At 41.5% G+C, this 26,102-nt stretch carries 18 protein-coding genes; 4 read left to right on the top strand and 14 right to left on the bottom strand.

Going from position 1 to position 26,102, the window contains the following annotated elements:
- Positions 1-998: 998 nt before the first annotated feature.
- The 4 genes from OCK74_RS06495 to OCK74_RS06480 form a co-directional block, all read right to left on the bottom strand.
- Positions 999-4,580: an efflux RND transporter permease subunit gene (locus OCK74_RS06495; protein WP_279296201.1), complete on the bottom strand. Its 3,582-nt coding sequence runs from the start codon at positions 4,578-4,580 to the stop codon at positions 999-1,001.
- Positions 4,581-4,644: 64 nt separating this feature from the next.
- Complete coding sequence (locus OCK74_RS06490) at positions 4,645-5,799, bottom strand: efflux RND transporter periplasmic adaptor subunit (RefSeq protein ID WP_279296200.1); 1,155 nt, start codon at positions 5,797-5,799, stop codon at positions 4,645-4,647.
- A gap of 42 nt (positions 5,800-5,841) precedes the next feature.
- Positions 5,842-7,236 carry a TolC family protein gene (locus OCK74_RS06485; protein WP_279296199.1) on the bottom strand — a complete coding sequence of 465 codons (1,395 nt, stop codon included), beginning with the start codon at positions 7,234-7,236 and terminating at the stop codon, positions 5,842-5,844.
- 50 nt (positions 7,237-7,286) lie between these two features.
- Positions 7,287-7,919, bottom strand: coding sequence for a TetR/AcrR family transcriptional regulator (locus OCK74_RS06480; RefSeq protein ID WP_279296198.1), 633 nt, complete (start codon positions 7,917-7,919; stop codon positions 7,287-7,289).
- Positions 7,920-8,263: 344 nt separating this feature from the next.
- Between OCK74_RS06480 and OCK74_RS06475 the strand changes: the two genes are divergently transcribed.
- A complete protein-coding gene (locus OCK74_RS06475; protein WP_279296197.1) occupies positions 8,264-8,884 on the top strand; it encodes a DUF502 domain-containing protein in 621 nt (206 codons plus the stop codon).
- Between the two features lie 67 nt (positions 8,885-8,951).
- Here OCK74_RS06475 and OCK74_RS06470 read toward each other — a convergent pair whose 3' ends face one another.
- The 8 genes from OCK74_RS06470 to OCK74_RS06435 form a co-directional block, all read right to left on the bottom strand.
- Positions 8,952-9,476 (bottom strand): hypothetical protein, encoded by a 525-nt coding sequence (locus OCK74_RS06470; protein ID WP_279296196.1) that lies wholly within the window; start codon positions 9,474-9,476, stop codon positions 8,952-8,954.
- A gap of 159 nt (positions 9,477-9,635) precedes the next feature.
- On the bottom strand, positions 9,636-10,376 hold the full coding sequence (locus tag OCK74_RS06465) for a LytR/AlgR family response regulator transcription factor (RefSeq protein ID WP_279296195.1): 741 nt from the start codon (positions 10,374-10,376) through the stop codon (positions 9,636-9,638).
- Entirely contained in the window at positions 10,369-13,548 is a 3,180-nt protein-coding gene (locus tag OCK74_RS06460) for a two-component regulator propeller domain-containing protein (protein ID WP_279296194.1), read from the bottom strand. Before OCK74_RS06460 ends, OCK74_RS06465 begins: the two co-directional genes overlap by 8 nt.
- Before the next feature lie 300 nt (positions 13,549-13,848).
- Entirely contained in the window at positions 13,849-14,286 is a 438-nt protein-coding gene (locus OCK74_RS06455) for a nucleoside deaminase (protein ID WP_279296193.1), read from the bottom strand.
- A gap of 14 nt (positions 14,287-14,300) precedes the next feature.
- Positions 14,301-14,924, bottom strand: a complete 624-nt coding sequence (locus tag OCK74_RS28080) for a putative quinol monooxygenase (protein ID WP_279296192.1) — start codon at positions 14,922-14,924, stop codon at positions 14,301-14,303.
- 134 nt (positions 14,925-15,058) lie between these two features.
- Positions 15,059-15,520: a hypothetical protein gene (locus OCK74_RS06445; RefSeq protein WP_279296191.1), complete on the bottom strand. Its 462-nt coding sequence runs from the start codon at positions 15,518-15,520 to the stop codon at positions 15,059-15,061.
- A 158-nt stretch (positions 15,521-15,678) separates the two neighbouring features.
- Entirely contained in the window at positions 15,679-16,314 is a 636-nt protein-coding gene (locus OCK74_RS06440; RefSeq protein WP_279296190.1) for a hypothetical protein, read from the bottom strand.
- 152 nt (positions 16,315-16,466) lie between these two features.
- Positions 16,467-17,426, bottom strand: coding sequence for a hypothetical protein (locus OCK74_RS06435; protein WP_279296189.1), 960 nt, complete (start codon positions 17,424-17,426; stop codon positions 16,467-16,469).
- 264 nt (positions 17,427-17,690) lie between these two features.
- Between OCK74_RS06435 and OCK74_RS06430 the strand changes: the two genes are divergently transcribed.
- The 3 genes from OCK74_RS06430 to OCK74_RS06420 are packed head-to-tail and all read left to right on the top strand — an operon-like array spanning position 17,691 to position 21,070.
- Positions 17,691-18,656 (top strand): zinc dependent phospholipase C family protein, encoded by a 966-nt coding sequence (locus OCK74_RS06430; protein ID WP_279296188.1) that lies wholly within the window; start codon positions 17,691-17,693, stop codon positions 18,654-18,656.
- 36 nt (positions 18,657-18,692) lie between these two features.
- On the top strand, positions 18,693-19,799 hold the full coding sequence (serC, locus tag OCK74_RS06425) for a 3-phosphoserine/phosphohydroxythreonine transaminase (RefSeq protein WP_279296187.1): 1,107 nt from the start codon (positions 18,693-18,695) through the stop codon (positions 19,797-19,799).
- Between the two features lie 50 nt (positions 19,800-19,849).
- Positions 19,850-21,070, top strand: coding sequence for a DUF1015 domain-containing protein (locus OCK74_RS06420; protein WP_279296186.1), 1,221 nt, complete (start codon positions 19,850-19,852; stop codon positions 21,068-21,070).
- Between the two features lie 46 nt (positions 21,071-21,116).
- On the opposite strand, the gene OCK74_RS06415 is transcribed toward OCK74_RS06420, so the two are convergent.
- Positions 21,117-22,682 (bottom strand): SusD/RagB family nutrient-binding outer membrane lipoprotein, encoded by a 1,566-nt coding sequence (locus OCK74_RS06415; RefSeq protein ID WP_279296185.1) that lies wholly within the window; start codon positions 22,680-22,682, stop codon positions 21,117-21,119.
- Between the two features lie 30 nt (positions 22,683-22,712).
- On the bottom strand, positions 22,713-26,045 hold the full coding sequence (locus tag OCK74_RS06410; RefSeq protein ID WP_279296184.1) for a SusC/RagA family TonB-linked outer membrane protein: 3,333 nt from the start codon (positions 26,043-26,045) through the stop codon (positions 22,713-22,715).
- Positions 26,046-26,102 lie beyond the last annotated feature (57 nt).

Genomic DNA, 26,102 nt, shown 5'->3' with positions numbered 1-26,102 from the left:
TTTTTCGTGAGAAAGGGGGCATCCACGCACAGGATCCTAGTTATGGACGGTCCTGGGGATGGTGGGAATGACGAATGGGAGTAAGGGCAAGAGAGGGGGGCAAAACTTGGAGGGTGGGGGTTGGTTTTGTATCTTTAGGCACAGCTCCACCTAACTCCGTTCAGGGCATTGAAGGCGTTCTGCCTGTAGGTTGTTTTCCCCTAATTTAGGAGCATTTGCTCCATTCAGATCGAAGGATAGTCGAAGGATAGTCGAAGGATGATCGAAGTAGCATAGCCTTAAGTACGGCTGATGTATACCTAAAGTACGCCTATGGTACGGCTTAGCTATGGAGTAAGTAGGGAGTAAGTAGAGAGAATGGATGGGTACTGTTGGCATACCCTTGCCCTACTGTAGGTATACTGATGGTATGCTTCAGGTATACTTAAGGTACGAAGGATGGATTGGGATTGAGTGGACAAAAGCGGACAAATAGGGTCAAAAGCGGTCATTCTGATCAGAATAGACGAGGTGGAATCGCATGGGGGCGGGATTTGGGATCTTAGTGGTATTGGGGATTTTAAAGGAAAGGTTTAATTTGAATGAGAACAGTAAAGAATTACCAAAACCTTGAGGCTAGATTTTAACAATATTGGTTAAATTACAGGGTATGCTACCAGTTATTTTATTGGTGCCGTTGTTTTTGTTTATTCTCTTCTTTATTGTCTTTTATTTGAAAATGAAAAGTGAGGGAAAAGATTTAGGAAATGACTGAAGCGCAAAATATATTACCGATAAACAGAATATCAAATAGAAAAGTCATTCAATAGAAAAGCCATTCAAAGAAGAATTGAATAAAGTATTTGAAGCCTAAAAATGCTCCCGGATAATGTTTGGTATACTTTTAAGCGTATCAAATCATATTTAAAGAAAAGACCTGTAAGGCTTAAAAGCCTTACAGGTCTTTTCTTTAGGCCGAAGTTGGATCAGTTTATCGACCTGTATGCTGAAATCTGTGGTTACAGCCAGCTTCCTATGTTTGCTTCATTTGCGTTATCATCATTAGCCAGCTTTCTTTTCCTGCGGGCAACATCCATATAATGACGGATCATGGTGATGATCATCAATGGAATAAACAACAGTGTTAAAGGCGGAATGCCAAGCATGGAAATCCACTTACCACCATACATGTTGCGCATTGGACGCCTTAAGCGTTCAGCGATCAGGTACATGGAAGGCACGATCAGCAGTGTCATAAAGAAGGCGAAGCTCAAACCATAAATGATGGTCCATGAGAGTGGCGCCCAGAACACCGTATTATCTCCTCCGAAGAAGATATGTGGATTCAGGTCGGCGAACATTGAAATGAAGTTGATATTCAAGCCAACTGCCAGCGGTATCAATCCCAAAATAGCAGCAATGGCTGTCAACAATACCGGGATGATCCTTGTTTTACCAGCCTGGATCACCGCCTCTCTAGTTTTCATGCCATGGCTCCTTAGCTCGTCTGCAAATTCAATCACAAGGATACCATTCTTCACCACAATACCCGCTAAGCCGACAATACCAATACCGGTCATAACTACGGAAATGGTATCCCGCGTTATGGCAAAGCCAAGCAACACACCAATGACACTGAACACAATTTCCGTCAGGATGATCACAGGCTTACTAATCGAGTTGAACTGGAGCACCAGGATCAAGAGGATCAGCATCAATGCAATCATCAATGCTTTTAATAAGAAAGCTCCGGTCTCAGCCTGCTGCTCGCCCTCACCAGTTTGTTTGATGGTCACATCGGCGGGCTTTTGTTTAAAGTTGGCAATATGACGTGTCAATTCCTGGTTGACAGCAGTAGGTGTATAACCCTGGGTTACCAACACATTGGAACGAATTGTAATCACCCTCTTCTGGTTTTTACGCTTTACGCTACCCAGTGTGCTTGTATAATCCACCTTCACTAAAGAACTGATCGGAACGCTTCTCAAGGCACCTGTTGCCATATCGCGATAACGGATGTTCATATTCAGGAGATCTACGAGGTTGCTGCGCTGAATTTCTTCGTTGCGCAACTGGATCTTATATTCATCTTCACCCTCTTTTATTTTTGAGATCTCTCTACCAAATAAACCAGTACGAATAGCCATACCAATCTGGGCAGAAGAAACGCCCTCTATCAAGGCCCTTTCCCTATCCACACTCAAACTGATCTCAGGATTGAGAAGGTCTACGTCCATCTTCAATTCTTCCACACCAGGTACCTGGATAGAATCCAAGTAATTTTTCAGTGCTACTGCTGTTTTCGTCAGTTCGTCGAAATCTTCGGATGCCACTTCGATATTCACAGGAGGTTCTGTTGGCGGACCATTCTGTTGTTGTGAAACCGAAATTTCGGCCCCGGGGATACCTTTTAGTTCCTTCCGGATGGCATCGAGGTAAGGAGCAGTTGGTACACCGTGGCGTTTTTCAAACTCCACAAAGGAAACCTGTATGCGACCTAGCTCAGAACGAGTACTTCTGTCACCACTCATTGGGTCGCCGGCGCCTACGGCCACGTTGCTGATCACACTCTCCACAACAGGGTTCGATTTACCACCTTCCATATCCAATACCTTATATACCTTTTGTTCCAAAGTCCTTGTAATAGAGTCGGTATATTCAACACGAGTACCAACGGGCAGTTTCAGGTAAACATAGATCTGGTTAGGATCTCCACTGGGGAAGAATACAACCGGCACCTTGCGCATTCCGAAAAACATGAAGGAGAAAATGAGCAGAACAAATGTAGCAATGAGCAGGTGCACAGGCCGCCAACCCCTCAAGGCCCAGCGCAGAGCCGTTTCATAATGCCGCATGATCCATGGTAACACACGATGCTGGAAGCCAAGGATAATATCTTCCAGGATATACCTATGAAGAATACCCAACAGCAGGAGGAACAATATTAAATTACCAAAGAATCTAAAGCCCGACAGATCCAAAAGGATGCCCGCAGCTGCGGCGATCCAGAACCCAGGTTTCCGGAATATAGCGGATTTTGGTTCTCTTACTCCCTCTTCGTGCGTCATGAAGTCCACAGCAAATACGGGGTTCATGATAAAAGCTACAATCAGCGAAGCTGTCAGGGTAAAAATGAGCATTGTAGGCAGGTAGATCATGAACTTACCCACGATACCAGGCCAGAACAGCAACGGGAAGAAAGGCGCCAGGGTGGTCAGTGTACCAGCAAGCACCGGTACGAATACTTCGCCAGCTGCAATCATTGCGGCTTTATCAGAACGCAAGGCCCCTCTTGCCTGTGCAAAGATCCGGTGCGTATTCTCGATCACAACAATAGCGTCGTCCACGATGATCCCTAAACCAAATAAGAGCGCAAACAATACAATGAAGTTGAGCGTAACATGCGAGCCTACTATGAGATCGGCTGCCGGTAGAAACATAAATGCCACGAACATGCTCAGTGGTACTGATAAGGCCACAAAGAAGGCATTGGTTACACCCATAAAGAACATTAGGATGAGGAGCACCAGGATGAAGCCAATGATGATCGTATTCACCAGATCGTTGAATGAGGTACGGGTGTTCTTACTCAGATCGCCCGTGATCACCACATCAAGGTTTTTTGGGAATGTAGTCACCTGCAATTCATCCATTATTTTCTTTACCTTATCTGAAGTTTCGATGAGGTTTTCTCCAGCCCGTTTGATGATGTTGAGGGTAATTACTTTCTTTCCATTCAGGCGGGCATAGCTCTCAGTTTCCTTCACCGTATCCTTTATCTGCGCGATGTCTTTCAAGTAAATGGGCTGGCCGGAAGAATTGCGTACCACAATTTTTTCCAGGTCGAAAGTAGTTTTCAGCTGACCTTTTAACTGCAATGAACGCTGCATATTGCCCACATCCAGCAAACCACCGGAGATATCCAGGTTTTCGCGGGCAACAGCAGACTCAATATCATCGTAAGTAATTCCGCTTGCCTGCATGCGGTTATTGTCCACATTGATCTGGAACTCACGTTCAGGCGCACCCACAATATCAACACGAGTAATCTGAGGTAATTCTTCCAGGTGATCCTGTGCTTCTTCTGCATATTCCTTCATTTGCATCAGGTCCATATCACCGCTGATATTGACGTACATGATCGGGAATTCAGAGAAGCCAACTTCCTGAACAATAGGTTCCTGCGTGAGGTCGGTAGGTAGGTCGGACTTTGCCTTGTCCACAGCATCTTTTACTTTTTGCAGGGCCACATCTGTTTCCACATCAGTACCAAACTCTACGACGATGGCCGAAAAATCCTTAACCGAAGTACTTGTGGTCTTATTGATCTTGGCGCCAGTAATGCTCTTGATCTGTTTTTCGATCGGTTGGGTCACCAGGTTTTCAATATCCTTGGGTGAGTTCCCAACATATACGGTTTGCACGTAAATGGTAGGGATCACAATATCCGGGAACTGCTCCTTAGGCAGGGTCATAAATTGAAAGACGCCGGCCAAGGTGACAAAGACCATCAATAAATAGATGGTTGTTTTGTTTTTGATACTCCAAGTAGTCGGGCGGAAATGCTTGAAGTTTTCCTGTAAATATTCTTTAAAGCGCATAGTTTATTCTTTTAACCACCTAAAAGTTCAGTGGCTGATCATTTCAATAAAGGGGCAATATTGCTTATGCAGTAGTAATCAGCTGACCATCATACAAACCCTGGAAGCCATCTGTGATGATGGTATCTCCGGCCTGTAAACCACTTTTCACTTCCAACTGGTCATTGTATAATTCACCAATAGTTACCTGACGCTTGCGGGCAATAAGCTTTCCGTTCTCTTTGGTTGCCACCATTACATACTTACCGTTTTGATCATTCTGTAAAGTGTTTACAGGAACGGTAATAGCACTGGCATCGGCGTAGTCTTTTATCTTCACCAAGGCGATCTGGTTCGGTTTGATATTGCTGCCGGCAGGCATCTTAGCTTCGATATAGAATGTGCGGCTGGATGGATCGATCACCTTTCCAGCAACGGTTACTTTAGAAGTAACCGTTTGATTTGTTTCCGGTAATGTTACTTCCAGCGTACTGCCCACACTTACACGGCCTAAATATCTTTCCGGCACCTGTGTAACAATTTTTAGGTCACTAGTGTTGACAATACGGATGCCTGCCATTGAAGCGGATTGAGGAGAGAACATCTCTCCCACTTTGATATTCACCTGGTCGGCAATGCCATTCATTTCAGCATAAACGTTTGAAAAACCCAGCTGCTCTTGAGCCATAGTCAGTTGTTTCTCCAGATTCACTACATTATTCTTAGCTGTGAGCAACTGTACTTCCGTACCAATACCCTGCTGCCAGAGGTTTTGCTGACGCTGGTAAAGGTCTTTGGCATAGGCCAGCTGTGAGCGTATCTGATCTACCTGTGTATTGGCAATCGAATTTTCAAGCCTCATCAGCAGTTGTCCTTTGCGTACTGGCTGTCCCTGTTTTACATAGATAGCCTTTACTTGTCCGCCTGCACCACGAGGAGCGACATAAGCAATATTCTCGGCATCAACCGTTCCCTGTAATTCAATAAAGTGAGAAAAGTCAGCTGGCTGCAGTGTAGCAATTGCCACCAGTTTAGCCTTTTGCACTTTTGCAGCCTCCGGATCGGCTTTAGCAATTTCCTCTTCGAGTTTAGCAATTTCCTTTGCGATGCCTTCCTGTTGTCCTTTTAATTTTTCAAGCTGCGCTTTTTTATCATTCAGCTCGCCCTTAGCATCTTTTTGTGTATTGCCACAGGAAGCCATAACCGTAGCTATCAGCAATAAATAAAATATCTTTTGCATGTTTTGGAATTTTACGTTTTAGAGGTTTGTTGGTTTATCCGTTTACAATTTTCCCAGTGATTTCAGGTAGCTAATTCTAGCAAGGGTGGCATTATATAAAGCGGTAAAAAAGTTAGACTGCGCTGTTTGATAGTCAGTATCGGCCTGCAGTACTTCGAAGCTGCTGCCGACGCCCTGTTCGAATTTAATTTTCGTTGCATTGTATACCCGTTCAGCCAGTTGCATGTTGTGTTCCTGCAGGTCGAGGTTGACCAAAGCATTCTTCATACTTTCTTTGGTGAATACCTGTTCAAAATCGATCGCTTGCTTTACACTGTTGATCGTGTTCTCTGCCTTTTCAACATTTAACTGTGATTGCTGGATCCTATACCTGCGTTGTGTACCATCAAAAATGGGAAGATTTACATTCAGGCCGACATAAGAACTTTTTAACCAGATTGTGCTTGGGTCGGTATAAAACTTTGGCCCCATGCCTGTCACACCATAATTACCCAATAGTGTTACTGTTGGGAAATATCGCAGGCGGTATCGTTTCAGATCCAACTCCTGAAGGCGTTTTGCATAGTTTAAAGTCTGGATCTCGGGACGATCCTCATACTTAAAGCTTTCATCCAGAATCCCCTCTTTCACATTGGCTAACGTCAGGTCATTTTTCAATACCAGTGTGTCCTTCTGGCTTACCCCCAGGACAAACTTTAAAGATGCATATGCCATGCGGATAGCTGTTGCCGTCCAGTTTTGCTGCGTTTTCAGATTGGTCAGCTGCACCTGCACCTTATCCAAGTCCAGTTTTTCAGCAAAGCCATTTTTGTACATTATAGAATCATCATTGTACAGTTTTTCCAGCCGTTTTACGCCTTCGTTTAAAAAGTGGAGTTGCTTTTCAGCGATGATAATGGCATAATACCTTTTATAAGCGGAGTCTTTGATATCTACCTTTACCTGTTCAATTTGCGCCGCAGAGAAGTTCAAGGCAGTTTCCCTTGCCTGGAGCCCTACAAAAACATCTGGCTGAAACAGTAATTGGGTAACGGTAGCGCCTAAAGTTAAATTCCATGGCTGTTGAAAGCTTACCTGCGCATAAGTCACCTCGGGCACTTTGGTGATTGGCCCACCGCTGCCACTAACGCCCTCCTCCTTCAGGATAGTATAGATGCGGTTATCGGTGGCATTGGGGAAAAGGAACTGCGGCACTTTTAAATAATGTTGAGCCGTAGCATCGCCAGTTACCTGGGGTAGAGCCTGCCCAAAGATCTCTTTATTTTTGGCCTCCTGGATTCGGTAGTCAGCCTGTGCATTTTTCAATTGCATGACATTCTTGAAAGCCAGTTCAATGGCTTCCTCTACAGTAAGCTCATACTTCTGCTGCGCATTTGCCAAAGTTGTAAAAAGCAAAAAGCATAGCACGGACAAGAGCTTTAAATGCTTGTTCTCCATTACTTATAGTTTTGTAGTTGATTGTGGTTGATAGAGTCCGGAATTAAGACTTATACGTTACGCTGTTCTAATCTTGTTTTTCTCTGCTGTTTGTACTCCTCAATGAGCTCCTTGCCTTTGCAAGTAGCTAACCCATATAGGAAATGCTCTACCAGTTGCATTTCTATTTGCATTACCTGGTTGCGATTGCCAGGAAAAACATCTTTATTGAATGATAGCATAATACTGTGGATACGGAAGCGGGTAAGAATATCGATATCGATATCAGTGCGATAAAGTCCCTCTGAAATTCCTTTTTCCAAGTTGCTCCTGATCATACCGTAGAGGAACTGGTTCTTAAAATCCTGGTATTTTTTAAAAACCGAAGGATGGTATTTTTCCATGTCGAACAACACTGAAGGGTTCATGTTGGTAAACATATCGATCATCCTATCGAAAGCAAGGAACACTTCCTGAATGGCATTGTCTGCCTTTTCCCTGTCCTGACAGCAACAAGTACGGTTCTCTTCCATCACGGCTGTAAACACTGCACTTACCAGGTCATCTTTATCCGTATAATATTGGTAAACCGTTTTTTTAGATATACCCAACTGGGCAGCAATATCACCCATAGAAACTGAGCGTAAACCATAGCGGTTGAATAGCTCGTGAGATTTTATTAGTATGCGTTCCTTGGCATCCATAAAGAGGGCAAAACTATGGAAACTTTTTTTGTAACCAAAGTTTCCTACATTAAATTATTATGAAAGGTTAAAAAAATAGATTACAGACATATTTCAATACACAGGAGGTCAAAGAATTCATTTAGCCATATAAAATAGCTAAATATTTTAGTAAACATACTAAATAAATTACCAAAAAGGATACCTTAGTACATATATATTTCAGACTTGAGCATAACAAATTATAAGTGTACCATTTATGTGAACTCTATGGTACTCATCTTAAAATAATACGACTTTTCAACCCGGATTTGAATCTCTACACTAGTACCTTTCACTTCATTCTTCCTACTTACTTTTGTGTTATGAACGAAAAGACGTCCACGAAACCTGAAGGATTCCGCTTTAGCAAACTGATTCAATATTTTCTGCAGGGCTTGCTGGTACTTGCGCCGGTTACAGTAACGGCTTATGCTATTTACTGGGTCGTTTCCACAATTGATAACCTGGTGCCGCTTTTCACTGAAAAGGGCCCTGACGGGAAAGTATACGTGCAGAATTACGGTTTAGGGTTTCTGTTAGTAATCGCAGTCATTTGCCTGATTGGATATTTAAGCTCTTTCTTTCTACAGCTTAAGTTGTTCAGCTTGTTTGACCGCTTCCTTGAAAAGACCCCAGGCGTACGCTTTATTTATACTACTGTGAAAGACTTCTTTTCAGCCTTTGCCGGGGAGAAAAAGAAGTTTGACAAACCTGTTTTAGCCAATATTGACGATAATGATGTATGGAGGGTGGGCTTTATTACACAGGGTGATATGGCAGACTTTGGTTTTTCTGAATATGTGGCCGTATACATTCCAGCCTCCTACTCTATTGCTGGCAATGTTTACTTATTACCTGCCAACCGGGTGAAGCCAATTACCAATATCAATTCTACAGATGCGATGAAGTTTGCAATTAGTGGTGGCGTAACGGATTTTGAATAAAACAGGATCATTTAAATAATAAAGAAGCCGGTGGTTCCACCGGCTTCTTTATTATTTAGCAAATTTTCTATTTTTGTTTATTCATACGTTTTACTTCTTCGAGCATGCCGCTTTCTAAACTCACTAAGACAAAATCATTGTTGCTTTCAAGATATGCTGCCCAAACATCTCTTTTATCCTGTTTGATGTTCCATACGTGTGTAATCTTGTAATCCAAATAATCCGGATGTGTTTTTATCATCTTTCTTATATCTGCAGGCAAATTTTGTTCATTGCTGTAACAAACGTGATTGATCAGGTAACCATTTTTCTTAAATAATGCAGTATTTTGCTGCCCATTCATCCTAAAGCTTACAAAATAGTTTTTGTCCACTTTAGCCCATCTTAAGTCACTTGCATTTTTGAAATAGCTATCAAATACTTTCACTACATTGGGACTGGCACTAGCAATGCCATCATTCATATCTGTATTGTTTACTGCAACAGCAACGCCGGGTAATTTTACCAAACTAGTTTCCTGAGCAAGGCAGCCGCCTGCAAATACTGATGAGAAAAATAAGGCACTCAATGAAAGGAAGAATCTAGGTTTCATAATTAAAAAATTTGTATGATTATGGAATATGTTGCATTGACAATATCAAAATTATCATCACAACCAGCCTATATCTAGTAGCATTGAGTAGTTGGTAAGCGTTAACGGGTAATTGCCAGATTGGAAAAGTAAATGGGGTAATAAAGAGGATTTGTATTCCTAAAAGAATCGCATTAATGCATCTTTGCGACTTCTGGAAACATTTACGGTTGAACCATCACTCATGACCAGGTAACCACCCTCTCCCCGTATATATTTGCTTACTTCGTTGAGGTTTACAATATAAGAGTGGTGTACACGTAAAAACGATTTGAAGTCCTGCAGCTGTTCTTCTATTTCTTTCAAGGTGCGGCAGGCTGTAATTTTTGAGTTATTTTTCAGAAAGAGGTGTGTGTAATTATCATCTGCTTCACAACGTATCACCTGATCGGCCGGCACCAATTCGAAACCTTCTGATGTTGGAACAGCTACTTTTTTGAAATGATGATTCTTTTCCTGGATTTGGCTCAACAGCATTTGAAACTGTTCTGCTACCGGTAATTGCCGCTGTTCTCTTACTTTTTTCACTGCGCTCACCAGCTCATTAGGATCAATTGGCTTCAACAAATAATCCAACGCACTAAAGCGGATGGCCTTAATTGCATATTGGTCGTAACTGGTAGTGAAAATAATAGCAAAAGAAATTTCAGGAAACTGCTCTAATATTTCGAAGCCATTCATGACAGGCATTTCTATATCGAGGAAAACAAGGTCAGGCTTTAATTTATTGATTGCTTCAATCCCTTTTGCAGCAGATTGGCATTTTTCCAATAACTGTACATCCGGGCAATATTCTTTCAGCAGAATGCTCAATGTATCCAGGCAATGTAATTCATCGTCTATCATCACTGCTCTAATCATAAATCATTGGGATTTTGATCAATACCTCAGTACCACCGGGGCTGCCATCAGGCAGTACAAGGTCGGTAATTGTAATTAAAGTGTCCACATCATTTTTTTGTTGTAGCATGGCTATTCTATCGGCTGTGATACGCATGCCCATTGATTTATGGGTTGCTGCTGATTTACTTTTCAGGTCTGCAGCTTTCTTTCTGCCCACGCCGTCATCTGTGATTTTACAGAATAAAGAAGTATCCCGCTGAAACAATTCAATATCCAGGTGGCCCTTATCTCCTTTCTGCATTAACCCATGCCATATGGCATTTTCTGCATAAGGCTGAATGATCAATGGCGGCACTTTTAATGAAGAAATGTCGAGTTCATTATCCACAACAATCTTATACTCAAATTGGTGATTAAATCGTAAAGCCTCCAGCTCCAAATAGAGTTTCAAAGACTCCAGTTCACTTTCCAAAGAGATCAAAGAAGCCTGAGAGTTTTGCAGAATCGCTCTCACTAACCTTGAAAACTTGGTCAGGTACTCTGAAGCCTGAAATTTATCATTTTGAAGTATAAAACGATTGATGGAATTCAGGGAATTAAAAATGAAATGGGGATTCATCTGGGCCCTAAGTGCCTGCATTTCCAGTTCTGAGGTTTTGCGTTGCAACTGGGCTAATTGTCGTTCTTTTTCAAACCGTTCCAGTTGGAGGCGAAACTTTTGATGCATGCGCCAACGCATGGCTCCATACAACATGGCCAATATTACTATCACTGCAGCTATCCTAAACCACCAAGTGCCCCACCATGGAGGCGTAATAACGATATTGATGCTTTTTTCAGCCCATATTCCTTCACTATTGGCTGCTTTTACGCGGAAAACATACTTTCCAGGAGGAACATTAAAGTAAATAGCCTTTCGATCTGAACCAGCCTGAATCCAGTTGTCATTATAATTTTCCAGCATGAAGAAGTGACGATTGTCTTCCGGATAAGCATAATCAATAGCAGTAAAACTGAAGGTGAATGCATTTTGGTTGTATCGTAATTGTAAATCTTTTAATTGATGAAGAGGAGCAGTCAATACTAGATTTCGATCCTCTTCCGGCAGCTTAATATTAGACAACTGGAAATTAGATATAACAATTTGCGGAGGTGTTGAACTTTTAATCAACTGACCAGGAGAGAGAACAAAATAACCTGAGTAGGAGCCGAAGTATAATTTGCCGTTGCTTGCTTTATAAGCGGGGCGAAAACTTAAAGTATTGCCATTGATACCGTCATTTCTTCCATAAATGCGGGTTACTCCCCGCTTCGGATCTAATCTTAAAATTCCATTTTTGGCAACTATCCAAAGGTTTTTTTTATCATCTTCAATTATAGATCGTACATTAATAAATTTTGTATAAGCATTTGAGTCGACAAATGGTTCAAACGAATTTTTACGGCGGTTGAATTGAAAGAGTCCTTCCTCTCCCCCAGCCCAGAGCACTCCATGATCATCTTCGAAAAGACAGGACACCATCCCTCCGATCCGGTAGGTCTCGTATTTACCATTGGCCGAATTTAGTTTATGCACATCTCCTGGAACCATCCAACAGGCAACCCATATTTCTCCCTGCCGGCTTTGCAGAACAGAGGCGACAAAATTTGACCCAAAAGTAGTTGTATCTTCAGGATGAAAAACATAACGGGTGATCGAGCCTGACTTTCTATCCATCCGGTTCAATCCTTTTACAGTTCCAATCCATAGATCAGATTTCCTGTCTTCTAAAACAGACAAAATAAAATCATGGGTCAGTGTATTTGATTTTTTAGGATTATGGCGGTAATGAATAAAACCATTTTTATGTTCATCCCATACATTCAAACCTTCGAAAGTGCCTACCCAAATTTTTCCATAGCTGTCAGGTGTTATTGATAATACAGAACTGTTGCTCAAAGAATATGGATTTCCAGGCTCGTGGACAAACATCTTTGTTTCCCCTTTGCCTTTATAGTTTTTGATCACCAGCCCCCTTTCTGTTCCTGTCCAAAATGATCCATCCGGGGCTTCATAAAACGCATTTACACTACCAGTAAATGATTCATAAAAAGGTATATCCCGGCGCAAAGGATTGACCCGGTAAAGATTACCATACAAAGTGCTGATCCAGAGGACACCTTCCTTTGATGTATAAGTCCACCAGGTATTGCCATCCGTAAATGCTCCGGCAGTATCCTTTTCATGCTCGTAGTGTCTCGTTTTCCCTGTAAGGGGATTATAATAATTCAGTCCCGATTCAGAAGTGCCGATCCAAATTCCCCCTGTAATATCTTCCGTAATAAAAGTGATGAAGTCAAGGAATGGCTTCTTTTTGAAAGGAGGACGGCTTAATTTTTCAGGGTGTTCAGGATCGTAGGGATACCGTTGAAAACTACCATTTTGCCTATTCATCGTGTGTAGGCCATCGCCTGAAGTCCCCACCCAAAAATTGCCTTTGCGGTCTTCATAAATAGCCCTCACCTTGTTATTGACCAGGCTGTGTGGATTCTTGGGATCATGGAAGTACCTGGAAAACTTACCCGTCTTTTTGTCCATCCGGTTCAACCCTCCCTCACTATCCTTACCTGAATAAACACTGCCCGTACCAATCCAAAGCACACATTGCCGGTCTTCATAAATTGCAACTACTTCATTATTGCTGATACTAACCGGATCGCCAGGCTGGTTTCGGTAATGGATAAACTTTCCTGTTTTTGGATCCAAGCGGTCCAGACCATCACCTGTACCCACCCAAAGTGTGCCTTCATGGTCTACATACAATGCGTTCACCCATTCGCCACTAATACTTCCCGGATCCTTAGGATCATGATGATAATGTTTAAATATACCAGTAACCGGATCGAACCGATCCAGTCCCTTACCGAAAATCGCTATCCATAAGATACCTGAAGAATCGACACATATCGCTTCCAAGGCATCGGATGCCAATGAATTTTTATTAAAGGGATTATTGGTGTATGTTGTCATCTCATACCCGTCATAGCGGAACAGTCCTTTTTTACTTGCAAACCACATGTATCCCTCTTTATCCTGGACGATGCCGGTTACATGCCTGAATACTTTGCCTTCAGGCGGCAGCACAGGGCTGAAGAATATTTCCTGTGACCAGGCAGGACGAATGGCTAACAGGATTAGCACTAAGGCCATGAAAAATATAAAGTATTTGTTCATTTAACGGTGATCTACATCGTTTTCAGGGCATTGATTTGTAGTTGAATGGAATTACATAAGGGAACGAATAGATGAACTTATAATAAAGTTAAACATTTCCGTAAGCATCATATGAGAATTAATACAAACTTATAATTAGGTGCTACTTTTTCCCATTGCCAGTGAGTATGTAAAGGAACCAGGAAGTAATTGACATATCTGAAAGGGTAATTTGCGAAAAAGGCGAGCAGGTATGCCAGTTGAGCCAGGGAATGAATAAGCGGTGCTACTAAATTACTAAACGCCGATATCTTCATTCCACAACTCACTATTGTTTTTAATAAAATCTTCCATCATTTGAATACACTCGCTATCGTTAACAACAATTACATCCACCCCATTTTCAACCAGGAGCTTTTCTGAGCCCAGGTAGGTTTTGTTTTCTCCAATCACAACTTTTGGGATGCCATAAAGCAATATTGCGCCTGTGCACATGGGACAAGGAGACAATGTAGTATATAAAATGCAGTTCTTATAAACAAAAGCAGGCTGTCTACCTGCGTTTTCCAATGCGTCCATTTCGGCGTGCAGTACCACACTTCCTTTCTGAACCCTTTTGTTATGGCCTGTTCCTAACACATTACCATCATATACAATCACGGAACCAATAGGAATGCCACCTTCTTCCTGGCCTTTTTTGGCTTCGTTGATTGCTTGTTGCAGAAAAATGTCCAAAGGGAAATATTTGTTTAGGAGTTCGTATTAAAATTTTCAGCTGTAATCTTCAGCAAATCCATTTCAGGGAAGCTCCCTAATAAACTAAACGCATGCTTGGTAAGTTCCCTGGGGATATGACCTGTCAGGTGTTTTAAACGGGCTCCATTATCAGGAAACACATCAAAGATGCCGTATTCACCACCTGGCAGGGCAATAGCAAACCAGGCCGTTGTCTGTTCTTCTTCCATAGCCAGAGGTTGAGCATCTTTTAAAAATTGAACGGCTTCCTGTTCATGACCTGTTTTGGCTTTAAATGTGAGCAGTATCCCTTTTGTATTTGGCTCCGAAAGAGGTTGAGCAGGAAGCTTGCTTGCAAGCACATCCAGTTTCTGGATATCCAGAGGCATTGCCAATAACTCATCAGCTTTTTGAATCAAAGCTTTTGCAACAGCTCCGTTCAGATGTGCATCGCGGCTTGCTTCATCCGGAAACACATCGAAGATGCCGTATTCCGAGCGGCCAAAACGAATCGCAAACCAAGCAATGGTGCCAACTTCCTGTTGAACTAGCGGAAGTGCGGATGAGAGAAATGATTCTACGTCATCATCTTTACCATGCTTTACTTCTAACCGAACGAGTAATGCTTTGGTGACCATTGTAACCTCCGGTTTTTGAATTATTAGAAAAAAGCACAATCAACAATTATTCCTAAAGTGATTCAATTAAGGCATGGTCATCAATACAGACAAATGTCTGCATGGTGACAACATGATATTCGGCTGCTATTCCATTATTTGAATGAAGCTGCAATTTTAGGTATCCATGTGTCCATTAGTAATTTTTGTGTAGGCGGATAGGTAATGCGCAGGTGATACAAAACTCCATTCTTTAAAATAGTCTTCATGTAGCTAATGCCTTGTTCGCTTTCACCACTAATAACATACCATGATGGCTTTAGAACCCTGTAGGATACCTTTGTAAAGGTTGATTGTTCACTATCAAATTCACCCATTAAATTACCTAGTGAGCTGTTACCAAAAGTCTCGACTGTTATTTCAATTTCTTTGTCCTTGGTATTATCATACCATTGAAGTGTTCCTCCAGCTACAAGTAAACCTGTTGAAAAATATGATGGCAGTTGGATAGTATAGCCATTCTTATGATCAAAAGTTCTCCAATGAGTTTGTGCGAACAACTGTGGTGAAACCACAGAATAAAGGATTATCAGAATTGTTATCAAAGTCTGTCTCATAAAGTTCTGGTAATTGCAGGCAACTGTTTTTGGATATTTATGAAGCAGCTGAAGTCCGTGCTTCTAAAGCTTCATAGTACTTATACAGTTGATTAATGGTTAAAGTTGAAGTTAGCTCAGGAACAGCCATTTCACAAATATGGTTGTTTTACACAACATTATTCTTCCATGAGAATAATTGTACCAAGTTGCTCCAGCACCTCATTTGTTTCTCTAACATCAGAATTATATAGACGTAGAGCCTCTGTTACGAGTGGGTATTCGTCTATAAAATTTAGAGCCGGCACTTCGTATAGCTCAAATTCTGTCATTGTTTTACGAAAACGCTCTTCGTCGACTCCCCAGTATTGCAAGTATTTAGGGCTGCGTATAAAAACTTCTTCCATAAAGTTTTCATCGTTGAACAAAGCTCCGATTTCCAAAAATCCATCCTGTGTTATTTCAACATTGAATTGTTCCAGTTTATTTAGCACTTCATATTTATTAGTATAGCCACTATAAGTGGGTTCATCATCTTTATAATTATAAACAAGACAAATTTCTTCAGGTAGTTGAAGAAACAGAGTCTTAAACAAAGTCCACAAATTTTTATTATCCACATTTATTTCAGCAAAGAACCGAAAAGGAAGGTCATGGGATTCATTATAGTGAAAGACGTACCCTTCGACGATATTAGCTGCTTTACTTGCTGTTATTTTATCTAAGAATTCTGGTCGCTTTGGAACCTCATCGGGCCTAGCTGTTCTTATAGTCGGTGGAAGTTGAAGTAGTTTCATTAAAGTTGTGTATAACATTTTATAGGCTTTACAAAGTGGCAGACGTCTAGGTTGCCACCGTTCCGCCTTTGCTCTTTTGTTTAATTATTCAGTTTAAATCATATTCTTCAGCCAGCATTGAATAAACACAGTTTTAGAGGCAGTCATTCTTTCTGTAATTTTTTAGATCCTTATATTTCATACTTCTTTGGTAATAAAGCATACAATGTTTCTTTCGCTATTTTATAAGCAGTGTATGCTTCATGGACAGTTGGAATATGTCCTGCATGTATAACTTTATTTCTAACTATATCCAGGTCCTCTATGTATTCTTTTTCTCTTACTGGTATTGACACTTTTAAAACTTTTAATAAATCTCTTTTCAATCGCAGGGAATTATGTTTTGATGCAACGTATTTATTCAGGTCTTCATTAAAAGGTAATAATTGACTGATTAGAAATGAAAAGCATACTTCAACTGCAGTAGCAGAATCTAATATCGACTTACGATAATTTTTCTCAAACCTTGCTCTCTCTGCATCGAATAAAAAATAAAATGGCAGTAATGGTGCTTTGCCTTTTGAAGTGGCATCTAATACTTGTTGTATTCCTTCAACATTGAAGTCTAAAGTATTTTCAATTATCACTTCAATAACCTGACACTTGAGCTCTTCAGGAATGAACTCTTTATCTGACCCCTCTTTTTTTCTGAATAAACCGAATTCTCCAAAACCGAAATTATTAGACTCTAATGATCTTCTTGTCCCTCGATAATCTTTCTCTAACATTAAACTAATATTATCTATTAAAAGACTACGCCACTTTTGTAATTCCTGTGCAATTCTGTTTCCCGTTTTTTCAAAGGATTGTTCATCAATATCATTGAATAAAATTTTACAAGCCCTGATAGCAGAATCTCCGCTTGGCCAGGAATGCACCGAACCCCAATGAAAGTGATCTTTATATTTAACATTGCCTTGTTCAGGCGACTGTAACGGCCCCAGCTTTCTTTCATCATTAAAGCCCTGAAACATCAATGGCATTGCTAACAATCCTGCAATTCCTGCAATTACTATAGGAAATTCTTTTCCTAAACATTCTAAAGCCACTGGAATTTCATTTTCAAACTCAATGTATCCTTCTAATAACATGTCGGATTATTTTTCATAAATCTTTTATTTCGATAAACTATCTTCTTTGCAGCTATTCCATTAAGCATTTCTTCAGAATTAGAACGCAAAAGGTCTCTAGAGTGGATAAAGGTTATATTGCTGAAGGACGCTTTTATAAATTGCCACCACCACGTAAATTACCCAACCAAGCTGATCCATACAAATGATTTTTGAAAATCCCTGTATCACTCTGTTTTTCGTGGAGAGTTGTGTATATTAGAGCTAACCATAACTTTCTGCTTTATGAAAAAGGTTCTTTTGCTTGTTGCGTTTCTTTCCTTAAGCCTGTATTCCTTTTCGTGGGGCTTTTATGCACATCGGAGGATGAGTTATTATGCTGTATTTCTATTACCTCCACAGATGCTGGCATTTTATAAACCGCATATCCATTTTATTAGTGAACATGCTGTTGATCCTGATAAAAGGCGTTATATGATGGAAGGGGAAGCACAACGCCATTTTATTGATATGGACCGCTATGGGTCCTACCCTTTTGAAACGCTGCCCCGAAAATGGGAAGACGCTATTGGCAAATTTTCGGAAGACAGCCTGCAGCAACATGGCATCGTACCCTGGTGGACACAAATTATGCTGCGCCGGCTTACCAATGCCTTCAAAGAAAAAAATGCAGCTCAAATTTTAAAACTGTCTGCAGACATTAGCCATTATGTTGCTGACGCCCATGTGCCCCTGCATACGAACAGTAACTACAATGGACAATTCACAGGACAGAAGGGCATTCATGCTTTTTGGGAAAGCCGGGTGCCAGAACTGCTGGCTGAGCAAAGCTGGGATTTCTTCCTCGGCAAAGCTTCCTATATCAGCAATCCTACGGACTTTATCTGGAAACGCGTCCTAGAAAGCGCTGTTGCCGCCGATACTGTTTTGCGCAGTGAGAAAGCACTCACCAACAGTTTTTCTACCGATCGAAAGTTTGCCTTCGAAGAGCGTAACGGCGTCATCACCCGACAATATTCCACTTCTTTTTCAAAGGCTTATGATGCATTATTGAAGGGAATGATCGAAAGGCGTATGCGCCAGTCCATATTTGCCATAGCATCTTTCTGGTATACAGCCTGGGTGAATGCAGGGCAGCCTGATCTTACCCGTTTGGATCAGCCCCCAATTACACAGGAAGAACAGCAGGAATTTGAATTGCTCAATAATGCCTGGAAAGCGGGGAATGGCAAAGGCAGGGAGCATGAGTGAGCGGGATGTATTACTTTTGCGGCAAATTTTACTAGTATGAACACCGCTGAACAGGTACAAAAAGCTACCAAGCACAATTTTGGCGCAGGTCCAGGCATCCTGCCCAAAGAGGTTTTTGAAGAAGCCAGCCAGGCTGTACTGAACTTCAACAACTCCGGACTTTCCATACTGGAAATTGGTCACCGTACCAAGCTGTTCCAGCCGGTGATGGACGAAGCTGTAGCTTTAGCCAAAGAACTAATGAACCTGGATGCGGACCATGAAGTGCTGTTTTTGCAAGGCGGTGCTTCCACGCAGTTCTACCAGGTGCCAATGAACTTACTTGATGAAAAGGCAGTCGCATCTTTCACCGACACAGGCGTTTGGGCAACCAAAGCCATCAAAGAAGCCAAGCTTTTCGGAGGCGTAGAAGTCGTATGCAGTTCTAAAGAAAGCAATTACACATATATACCTAAAAAGTTCGATGTAAATCCTGCATCTGTATACCTACACCTGACCAGTAACAATACTATTTTTGGAACCCAGTGGCAAGACTTTACACCTTTTTATGAAAAGAACCTGCCGCTGGTTGCTGATATGAGCAGTGACATTTTGAGCCGCCAGATGGATTTCAACAAGTTTGACCTGATCTATGCCGGCGCACAAAAGAATATTGGTGCTGCAGGTGTAACGATGGTGGTTGTGAACAAGAATATCCTTGGCAAAGTAAGCCGTAAACTGCCTACTATGGTGGATTACCGCAACCATATCGAAAATGGTTCCATGCTCAATACCCCTCCTGTTTTTGCAGTTTATGTTTGTATGCTTACCCTTCGCTGGTTAAAAAGCAAAGGCGGTGTTGCTGCTATAGAAAAAGAAAATGACCGTAAGGCTCAATTGTTCTATGATACGCTGGATAGTTTCCCCATTTTCAAAGGAACTACAGCTAAAGAAGACCGCAGCAAGATGAACGCCTGCTTTGTAATGGAAGATCCTGCATTGGAAAAAGAATTTGCAGCTATCTGTGAGCAGGAAGGCATGGTGGGTGTTAAAGGCCACCGTAGTGTTGGCGGTTTCCGTGTCAGCATGTACAATGCTTTGCCTTATGAAAGTGTTGTGGCATTAACTGATGTCATGAGAAATTTTGCGATCAGCAAGGGATAATTCTATCATCAATAACTTTTTGAACTAAACAGAAGCAATAATATAAAACAATGGCGCACATTAAACCCTTCAGGGCGCTCCGTCCGCACAATGAATATGCAGATCAGGTAGCCTCCAGACCTTATGATGTTTTAAATTCAGAAGAAGCTAAGAAAGAGGCCGCAGGCAATGCAATTTCTTTTTTACATGTGACCAAGTCTGAAATAGACCTGCCTGCAGGTATCGATATTCATACAGACGAAGTATATCAAAAAGCTAAAAGCAATTTGCAGGAGCTGATCGACAAGAAAGTTCTTTTCCAGGAAGACAAGCCTTGCTACTATATATACGAACTACAATGGAAAGGCCGTTCGCAAACAGGGCTTGTATGCGTGTCTTCTGTCCAGGATTATTCTGATGATGTTATTAAGAAACACGAATTCACAAGACCAGAAAAAGAACTGGACCGCATTAGTCACATGCGCACTATCCGTGCCCAAACAGGAAATGTGTTCCTGGCTTGCAAAGACCTAAAAGAACTGAACGACATTTTTGCCCACTGGAAGCATCATCACAATGCTGAATACTATTTTACTGCCAATGACGGTATTGTACATGCGATCTGGGTAGTGGATGCGACAGCAACCATTGATGCCATCACTAACCTGTTCAAAGAAAAGATACCAGTTACTTACATTGCTGATGGTCACCACCGTGCTGCCTCAGCAGCCAAGGTGAGCAAGGAATTGCCTGACAGCGAAGATGCACAGTACTTCCTGACCACCATTTTCCCTGCCAATCAATTGGCGATCCTGGATTACAACCGTGTTGTGAAAGACCTGAATGGCCTGAGTGATGAAGAATTCCTGAAGAAGCTTGAAGAAGAATTTACAATTACAAAAAGTGATCAACCAGTACAACCAGCAGCACTCAACCAGTTTGGTTTGTACTTAGGCGGTCAATGGTACATGCTCACTGCAAAGCCTGGCACCTACAAGGATGATCCGATTGGCGTGCTGGATGTGACTATTCTGCAGGAGAATGTGATGAGTAAGATCCTGAATATTCATGATCCCCGTACTGATAAGCGCCTCGACTTCGTAGGTGGTATCCGTGGACTGGGCGAACTGGAGAAAAGAGTGAATAGTGGAGAAATGAAAGCTGCTTTCAGTATGCATCCTGTTACGATTCAGCAGTTGTTTGACATTGCGGATACAGGTAATGTAATGCCACCCAAGAGCACCTGGTTTGAACCTAAGTTGAGGGATGGATTGTTGACGCATGTGATTTAATAAAACAAAAGAGGCGCCGAATGGCGCCTCTTTTGTTTTACATCATTCATCTTACATCCCAGAAGAGTTTAGTTGTCGTGTTGTCTTTATCTTTCACTGCATTATAATTAGCTGTATTTAAAGTCCGTTCAGCAGAAGGATACAACAATCTTGTAGGGGGATTGGGTGCAGCAACAGAAGTCGGATCATTGGGGAAAGAAAGTACCGGCAATTTTGTTCTCCTTATTTCTGACCAAGCTATTTGTGCCTGCATTATTGTAAAGTTGATCCATTTCTGTGTGGCAATTTTATTCAGGTTATCTGTTCCATAAGCCACTAAAGGTTTTGCTAAGTAAGCCATTATTGCAGCTTCTGTAGGTGGCTCAACTTTGTCTTCAACACGGTCGCTGATGTTGTTGATACCATACCAAAAAGCAATGGATAGCCGTATGCCTTTTTCATAGGCATCTTTTGCACTTCCTCCTCCCCATCTTTCAAAAGCTTCCGCTTTCAGCAGATTCACTTCAGCTGGCGTTACCAAAATCCCCGGCAGCAGGTGGTTATATGTAAACGTTGTGGAGTCCCAGCGTGAAAATATAAAATTAGTAGCACCTTCTGCTACCTGGGCCTCGGTTAATGTATTGGCAACCCCATTGTACACTCCATTTTTGTTTGTTGTAAAGTAAACCGGTAGTCTTGGGTCGTTAGTAGGCACCATAATTTCATTGACCATCTTTGCTCCCGGATATGGAATTACGTCAAAACCATTCCAAATTTCTTTTTGATCAGCCGGAGCAAGGCTACTTGTTGGGCTATTGGGTTGAATCGTAATCTTATCCAGAACATCTTCTGCCAACGGGTATTGCGTAGGATTGGCTAAAAGACCCTGCACGATTGACTTTGCTTTGGCTTCATCTTTATACGATATCCGCATTGCCAGCCGTAGCAATACCGAATTAGTATATTTCCTCCATTTTAGTAAGTCCCCGCTATTCACATAATCAGTTGACTTCAATTGTGAAAGATAAAAATTATTAGGAGTAACTGTTGCCAAATAATCAGATATACGCTTGAGTTCGGTGAGCGCTGTATTATAGAGGCTTTCACCATTGTCGTAGCCAGGCAGTATAATTTTTCCTTCAGCGTTCAGCCCGCCTGCAGTTGAAAATGGTATATCGCCCCACATATCTACTATTTGCGTTGCCTGATCGTATACAAATACCTGCGCTGTTTCTAAAAACAACTTATAACCTTCCTTATCGTCTGCAGAAGTTAAGGCATTGTAATGTTTTTCAATTTCCCTGTAACGCGCCATAACATTCTTGTAGAAATCGTTCCAACGATCACCCGTATAATTATTTGGCTGTTCATAAACACCACTACCATTTGTATACCCAGCTATCTGGGTATAGGTGCCCAGCACAGGAACCTGGAATGTATATAGGTTCCAGTAACGCGGTAATATTGTTTCATTTTTGAATAGGCCTGCATACAAGCTTGGCACATCTGCAGTAACAGCCTTTTCCGGGTTGTAATAATTTTCAGAAAAGTCACTTTTTTTACAACCGGAAAACAGCACCACAGCCATCAAGGAAAAAGATATATAAATGATCAGCTTTTTCATATTTTTCATAATAGTTGATTTAAACGTTCAACAGATATATTAAAAGTTGAATCGAATGCTTGCACCATAAGAACGAGTTGCCGCATTACCGCTACCAACCGAAGTAGCCCTGCTTACCCAGTCTGTACCGACACCTTCTTCGGGATCCAAATTTGGAAGTGACTTATAGAAATAGAAAAGGTTTCTTCCAAAGAAAGTGAGGGTGAGGTGTTGCATTTTTATTTTATTGGTAATACTAGTAGGAAATTCGTAAGAAAGCGATGCTTCTCTCAATTTGACAAAATCGTTGTCAAATACAGCGGCTTCGTACAAGCTGTTTGTCTGATAACCAGGCCAAGACCCCCAATCAAAAGTGTTCAAATAATATCTCGGAGCATCTATAATAGTCGTATTTTCTTTGCCATCTTTAGTTGCCCCTTTAAGTATCATTCCATTATGATAAACTTTTTGTCCATTTGGACCAGTAGTTGCACCATCTGCTACACGAACAAATTTGCCGGCTGCGTCTATATAATAAGGTATACCACCGTGTTCGGCATCTCTACCAAACATTGTACTGGAATACATTCCAGCAGCCGTGGTATACAACATACTCGGAGATACCACCTGTCCGCCATAACGGAAGTCGATCAGGAAGTTAAAACTGAAATTTTTATAATTAAGTGTATTAATGAGCCCTCCTGTCATTTTTGGTTGAATGTTACCTATTTTTTGCTGTTGGTCATAGTTTACCAAATAGAATCCAGCGTCATTAACAATATAATTGCCGTTTTTATCTACTTGCCTTTTGTAGACATATATATTTCCGGCTATTTCACCAGCTTTAGACCGTACCAGCAAAGACCCATTGTCAATGTTGGCATGATCAAGGAATTCCAGACCTTCCATTAATGTCTCTACCTTATTGCGGTTGAATGACAGGTTTAAGCGGCTATCCCATGTAAAATCTCTCATTTGGAGCGGAGTACCATACAAAGAAAGTTCCAGGCCATAGTTGCGCATGTCGCCCACATTTACCACTACACTTGAAGAACCGGTAGTGGATGGAGTGGTAAGTGTCAGAATCTGATCTTTGATCTTATCATTGTAATAAGTAATATCGAAGCCTAAACGATTGCTGAATAACCTGTTTTCCCATCCAAATTCTAATTCATGTTTCGACTCATTCTTTAAATTAGGATTTCCATAACCTGAAGTAGGTGGTGTTAAAGAAGGCACACCCTGAATGTTCCCTGCAGTATAAACAACATTAGAATAATATGGAGGCGGAGGATTACCCACAATACCCCAGGCGGCTCTTAGTTTACTATATGTAATCACCTCAGGGAGGCTGAAGGCATTGCTTAACTCAAATGCAGCACTAACACCGGGGTAATAAAAAGTATTATTGTCCGGATTTAAAGTTGAAGAACGTTCCCTGCGTATCGTTCCTTCTACAAATAGATAATTGTGGTAATCAAAACTCAGAATGCCAAACAAGCCATCCTTAACCAGGGTGGAGCGAGAGCTACTTCCAGGTACGGTACCATCACTATTTTGGGTTTTGGATGCACTCATACTGAACCAGTTTTCTGTGGTCAACCCATCGCGGGTGCTAGCGGAATTATACTTGTAATCTTCCTTGCGGGCCTGATATCCAATGGAAGCAGTCAAACCTAAATTCTCCATTAATTTGTGATCGTAGGATAATAACAAGTCACCATATGTAAAATTATACTTGTTGTTTTGGGTACTGTATGCACCACTTGCGCCTGCTGATATTTGTTGCGTGGATCTTTCCTTGCTTTCCAGCGAGTAACCGGTATAGTCTGTACCATAACGGCCACGTAAATTCAGACCTTTGATAATGTTATAGTTCAGCGTAGCGGAACCTACCAGGCGATTGGTGATCTCATCATAACTGTTTGCCTGTTGAAACCAAAGGAAGTCCAGGAAGTCTTTTGCCCGTATATTATATTTTAGCCGTTCATCCTGGTCAAGGTTGGAATTAAAGTCTACCCACTTATACCCTTTGGATGTCTGGTATTTATTAAAATACACGTCCATTTTATCAGCACGGCTATAGAAACCACCGAAATTATTGGTCAGGTAATAGATCTGCCTAGGCCGGTTGTGCACTTTTTCATTAATATAGCCGGCTACCAAATCAAAAGTAAGCTTAGGAGTTATTTTATAAGATGTGTTGAAGTTGAATGTATTCTTATTCTGATCGCCGCCTATTTGTATTCCTTTGTAATCGTTGCGCGTATAAGAAAAACGGTAGTTCAATTTATCTGTAGCGTTGTTTATTGCCACATTTGCCACGTAACTATGCCCTGTTCTATAAAATTCTTTCCAGTTATCGGGCTGCGGGTCATATGGCCGCATTACCCCATCCCACCAATACACCTGGCGTCCATCCATTTTTGGCCCAAACTGACCATATGCCCTGGCGTAAGGATAAACAACATCCTGACCGTTCACATTCGTATGAAACCACCCGTCCTCATCATATCCTTGTGAAAGGTTGGTAGCACGGTCATACCCTGGCCCATATGTATTCTGATAGTCCGGATTATTGGCTACATTTTCCACATTTGCAGAAAAGCTTGCATCAACGCCAATTCCTTTCTTATATCCTTTACCACTTTTGGTGGTAATCACAATAACACCAAAATTGGCATCTGAGCCATAGAGCGCAGAAGCTGCTGCTCCCTTTAAAATGTTGACACTTTCTATATTTTCCGGATTAATATCTAATAAACCATTTCCATTCAACTTCTGGTTACCGCCCCAATATCCCTCATTGTTGGCTCCACCATTACGAACAATGACTCCATCAACCACTAATAAGGGCTCTCTTTGGAAAGATAAAGAGCTTATTCCCCTGATCTGTATACTAACAGCGCTGGTAGCACCACCAGGCATTGTATTGATTTGCACGCCAGGCGCTTTACCATATAAGCCAGAGGCGAAGTTGGTAGGTACTGTTTTTACAATATCCTGTCCTGAGACAGTGGACGTAGCATACCCCAGCTTGCGTTGTTCTTTCTTGATGCCTAAGGCTGTTACTACAACTTCGTTCATCTGACCTGCCATTATTTCCATGCCCAAGCTGATGCTATTTTGATCGGGGGCTACTTCAATGGACTTCGTTTGATACCCAACATATGAGACGTTTAAAATAGATTTTCCATTTGGAACATTGATCGTGAACTTTCCATCTGGCCCGGTAACCGCAGTTGTTTTTTGATTGGCCACCTGAATAGTTACGCCCACTAAAGGCTGGTTGGATTGGACGTCGGTAATGACACCGCTGACCTGTCGGTTTTGCGCAAAAGCAAAGAAGACGGTGTGGAGTAAAATGAAAGTGAGTAGTCGATACTTTTTCATCTTGAATAATTTTAAGTGAAGAATGAAACTGATCAGCATTTCATCAGGGAGGACGAA

Origin of the sequence: Paraflavisolibacter caeni, from assembly GCF_025628885.1 — a bacterium.
Classification (GTDB): Bacteria; Bacteroidota; Bacteroidia; order Chitinophagales; family Chitinophagaceae; genus Flavisolibacter; species Flavisolibacter caeni.
The sequence above is the reverse complement of the archived record's forward strand: the minus strand, read 5'-3'. Positions and strand labels throughout refer to the sequence as shown.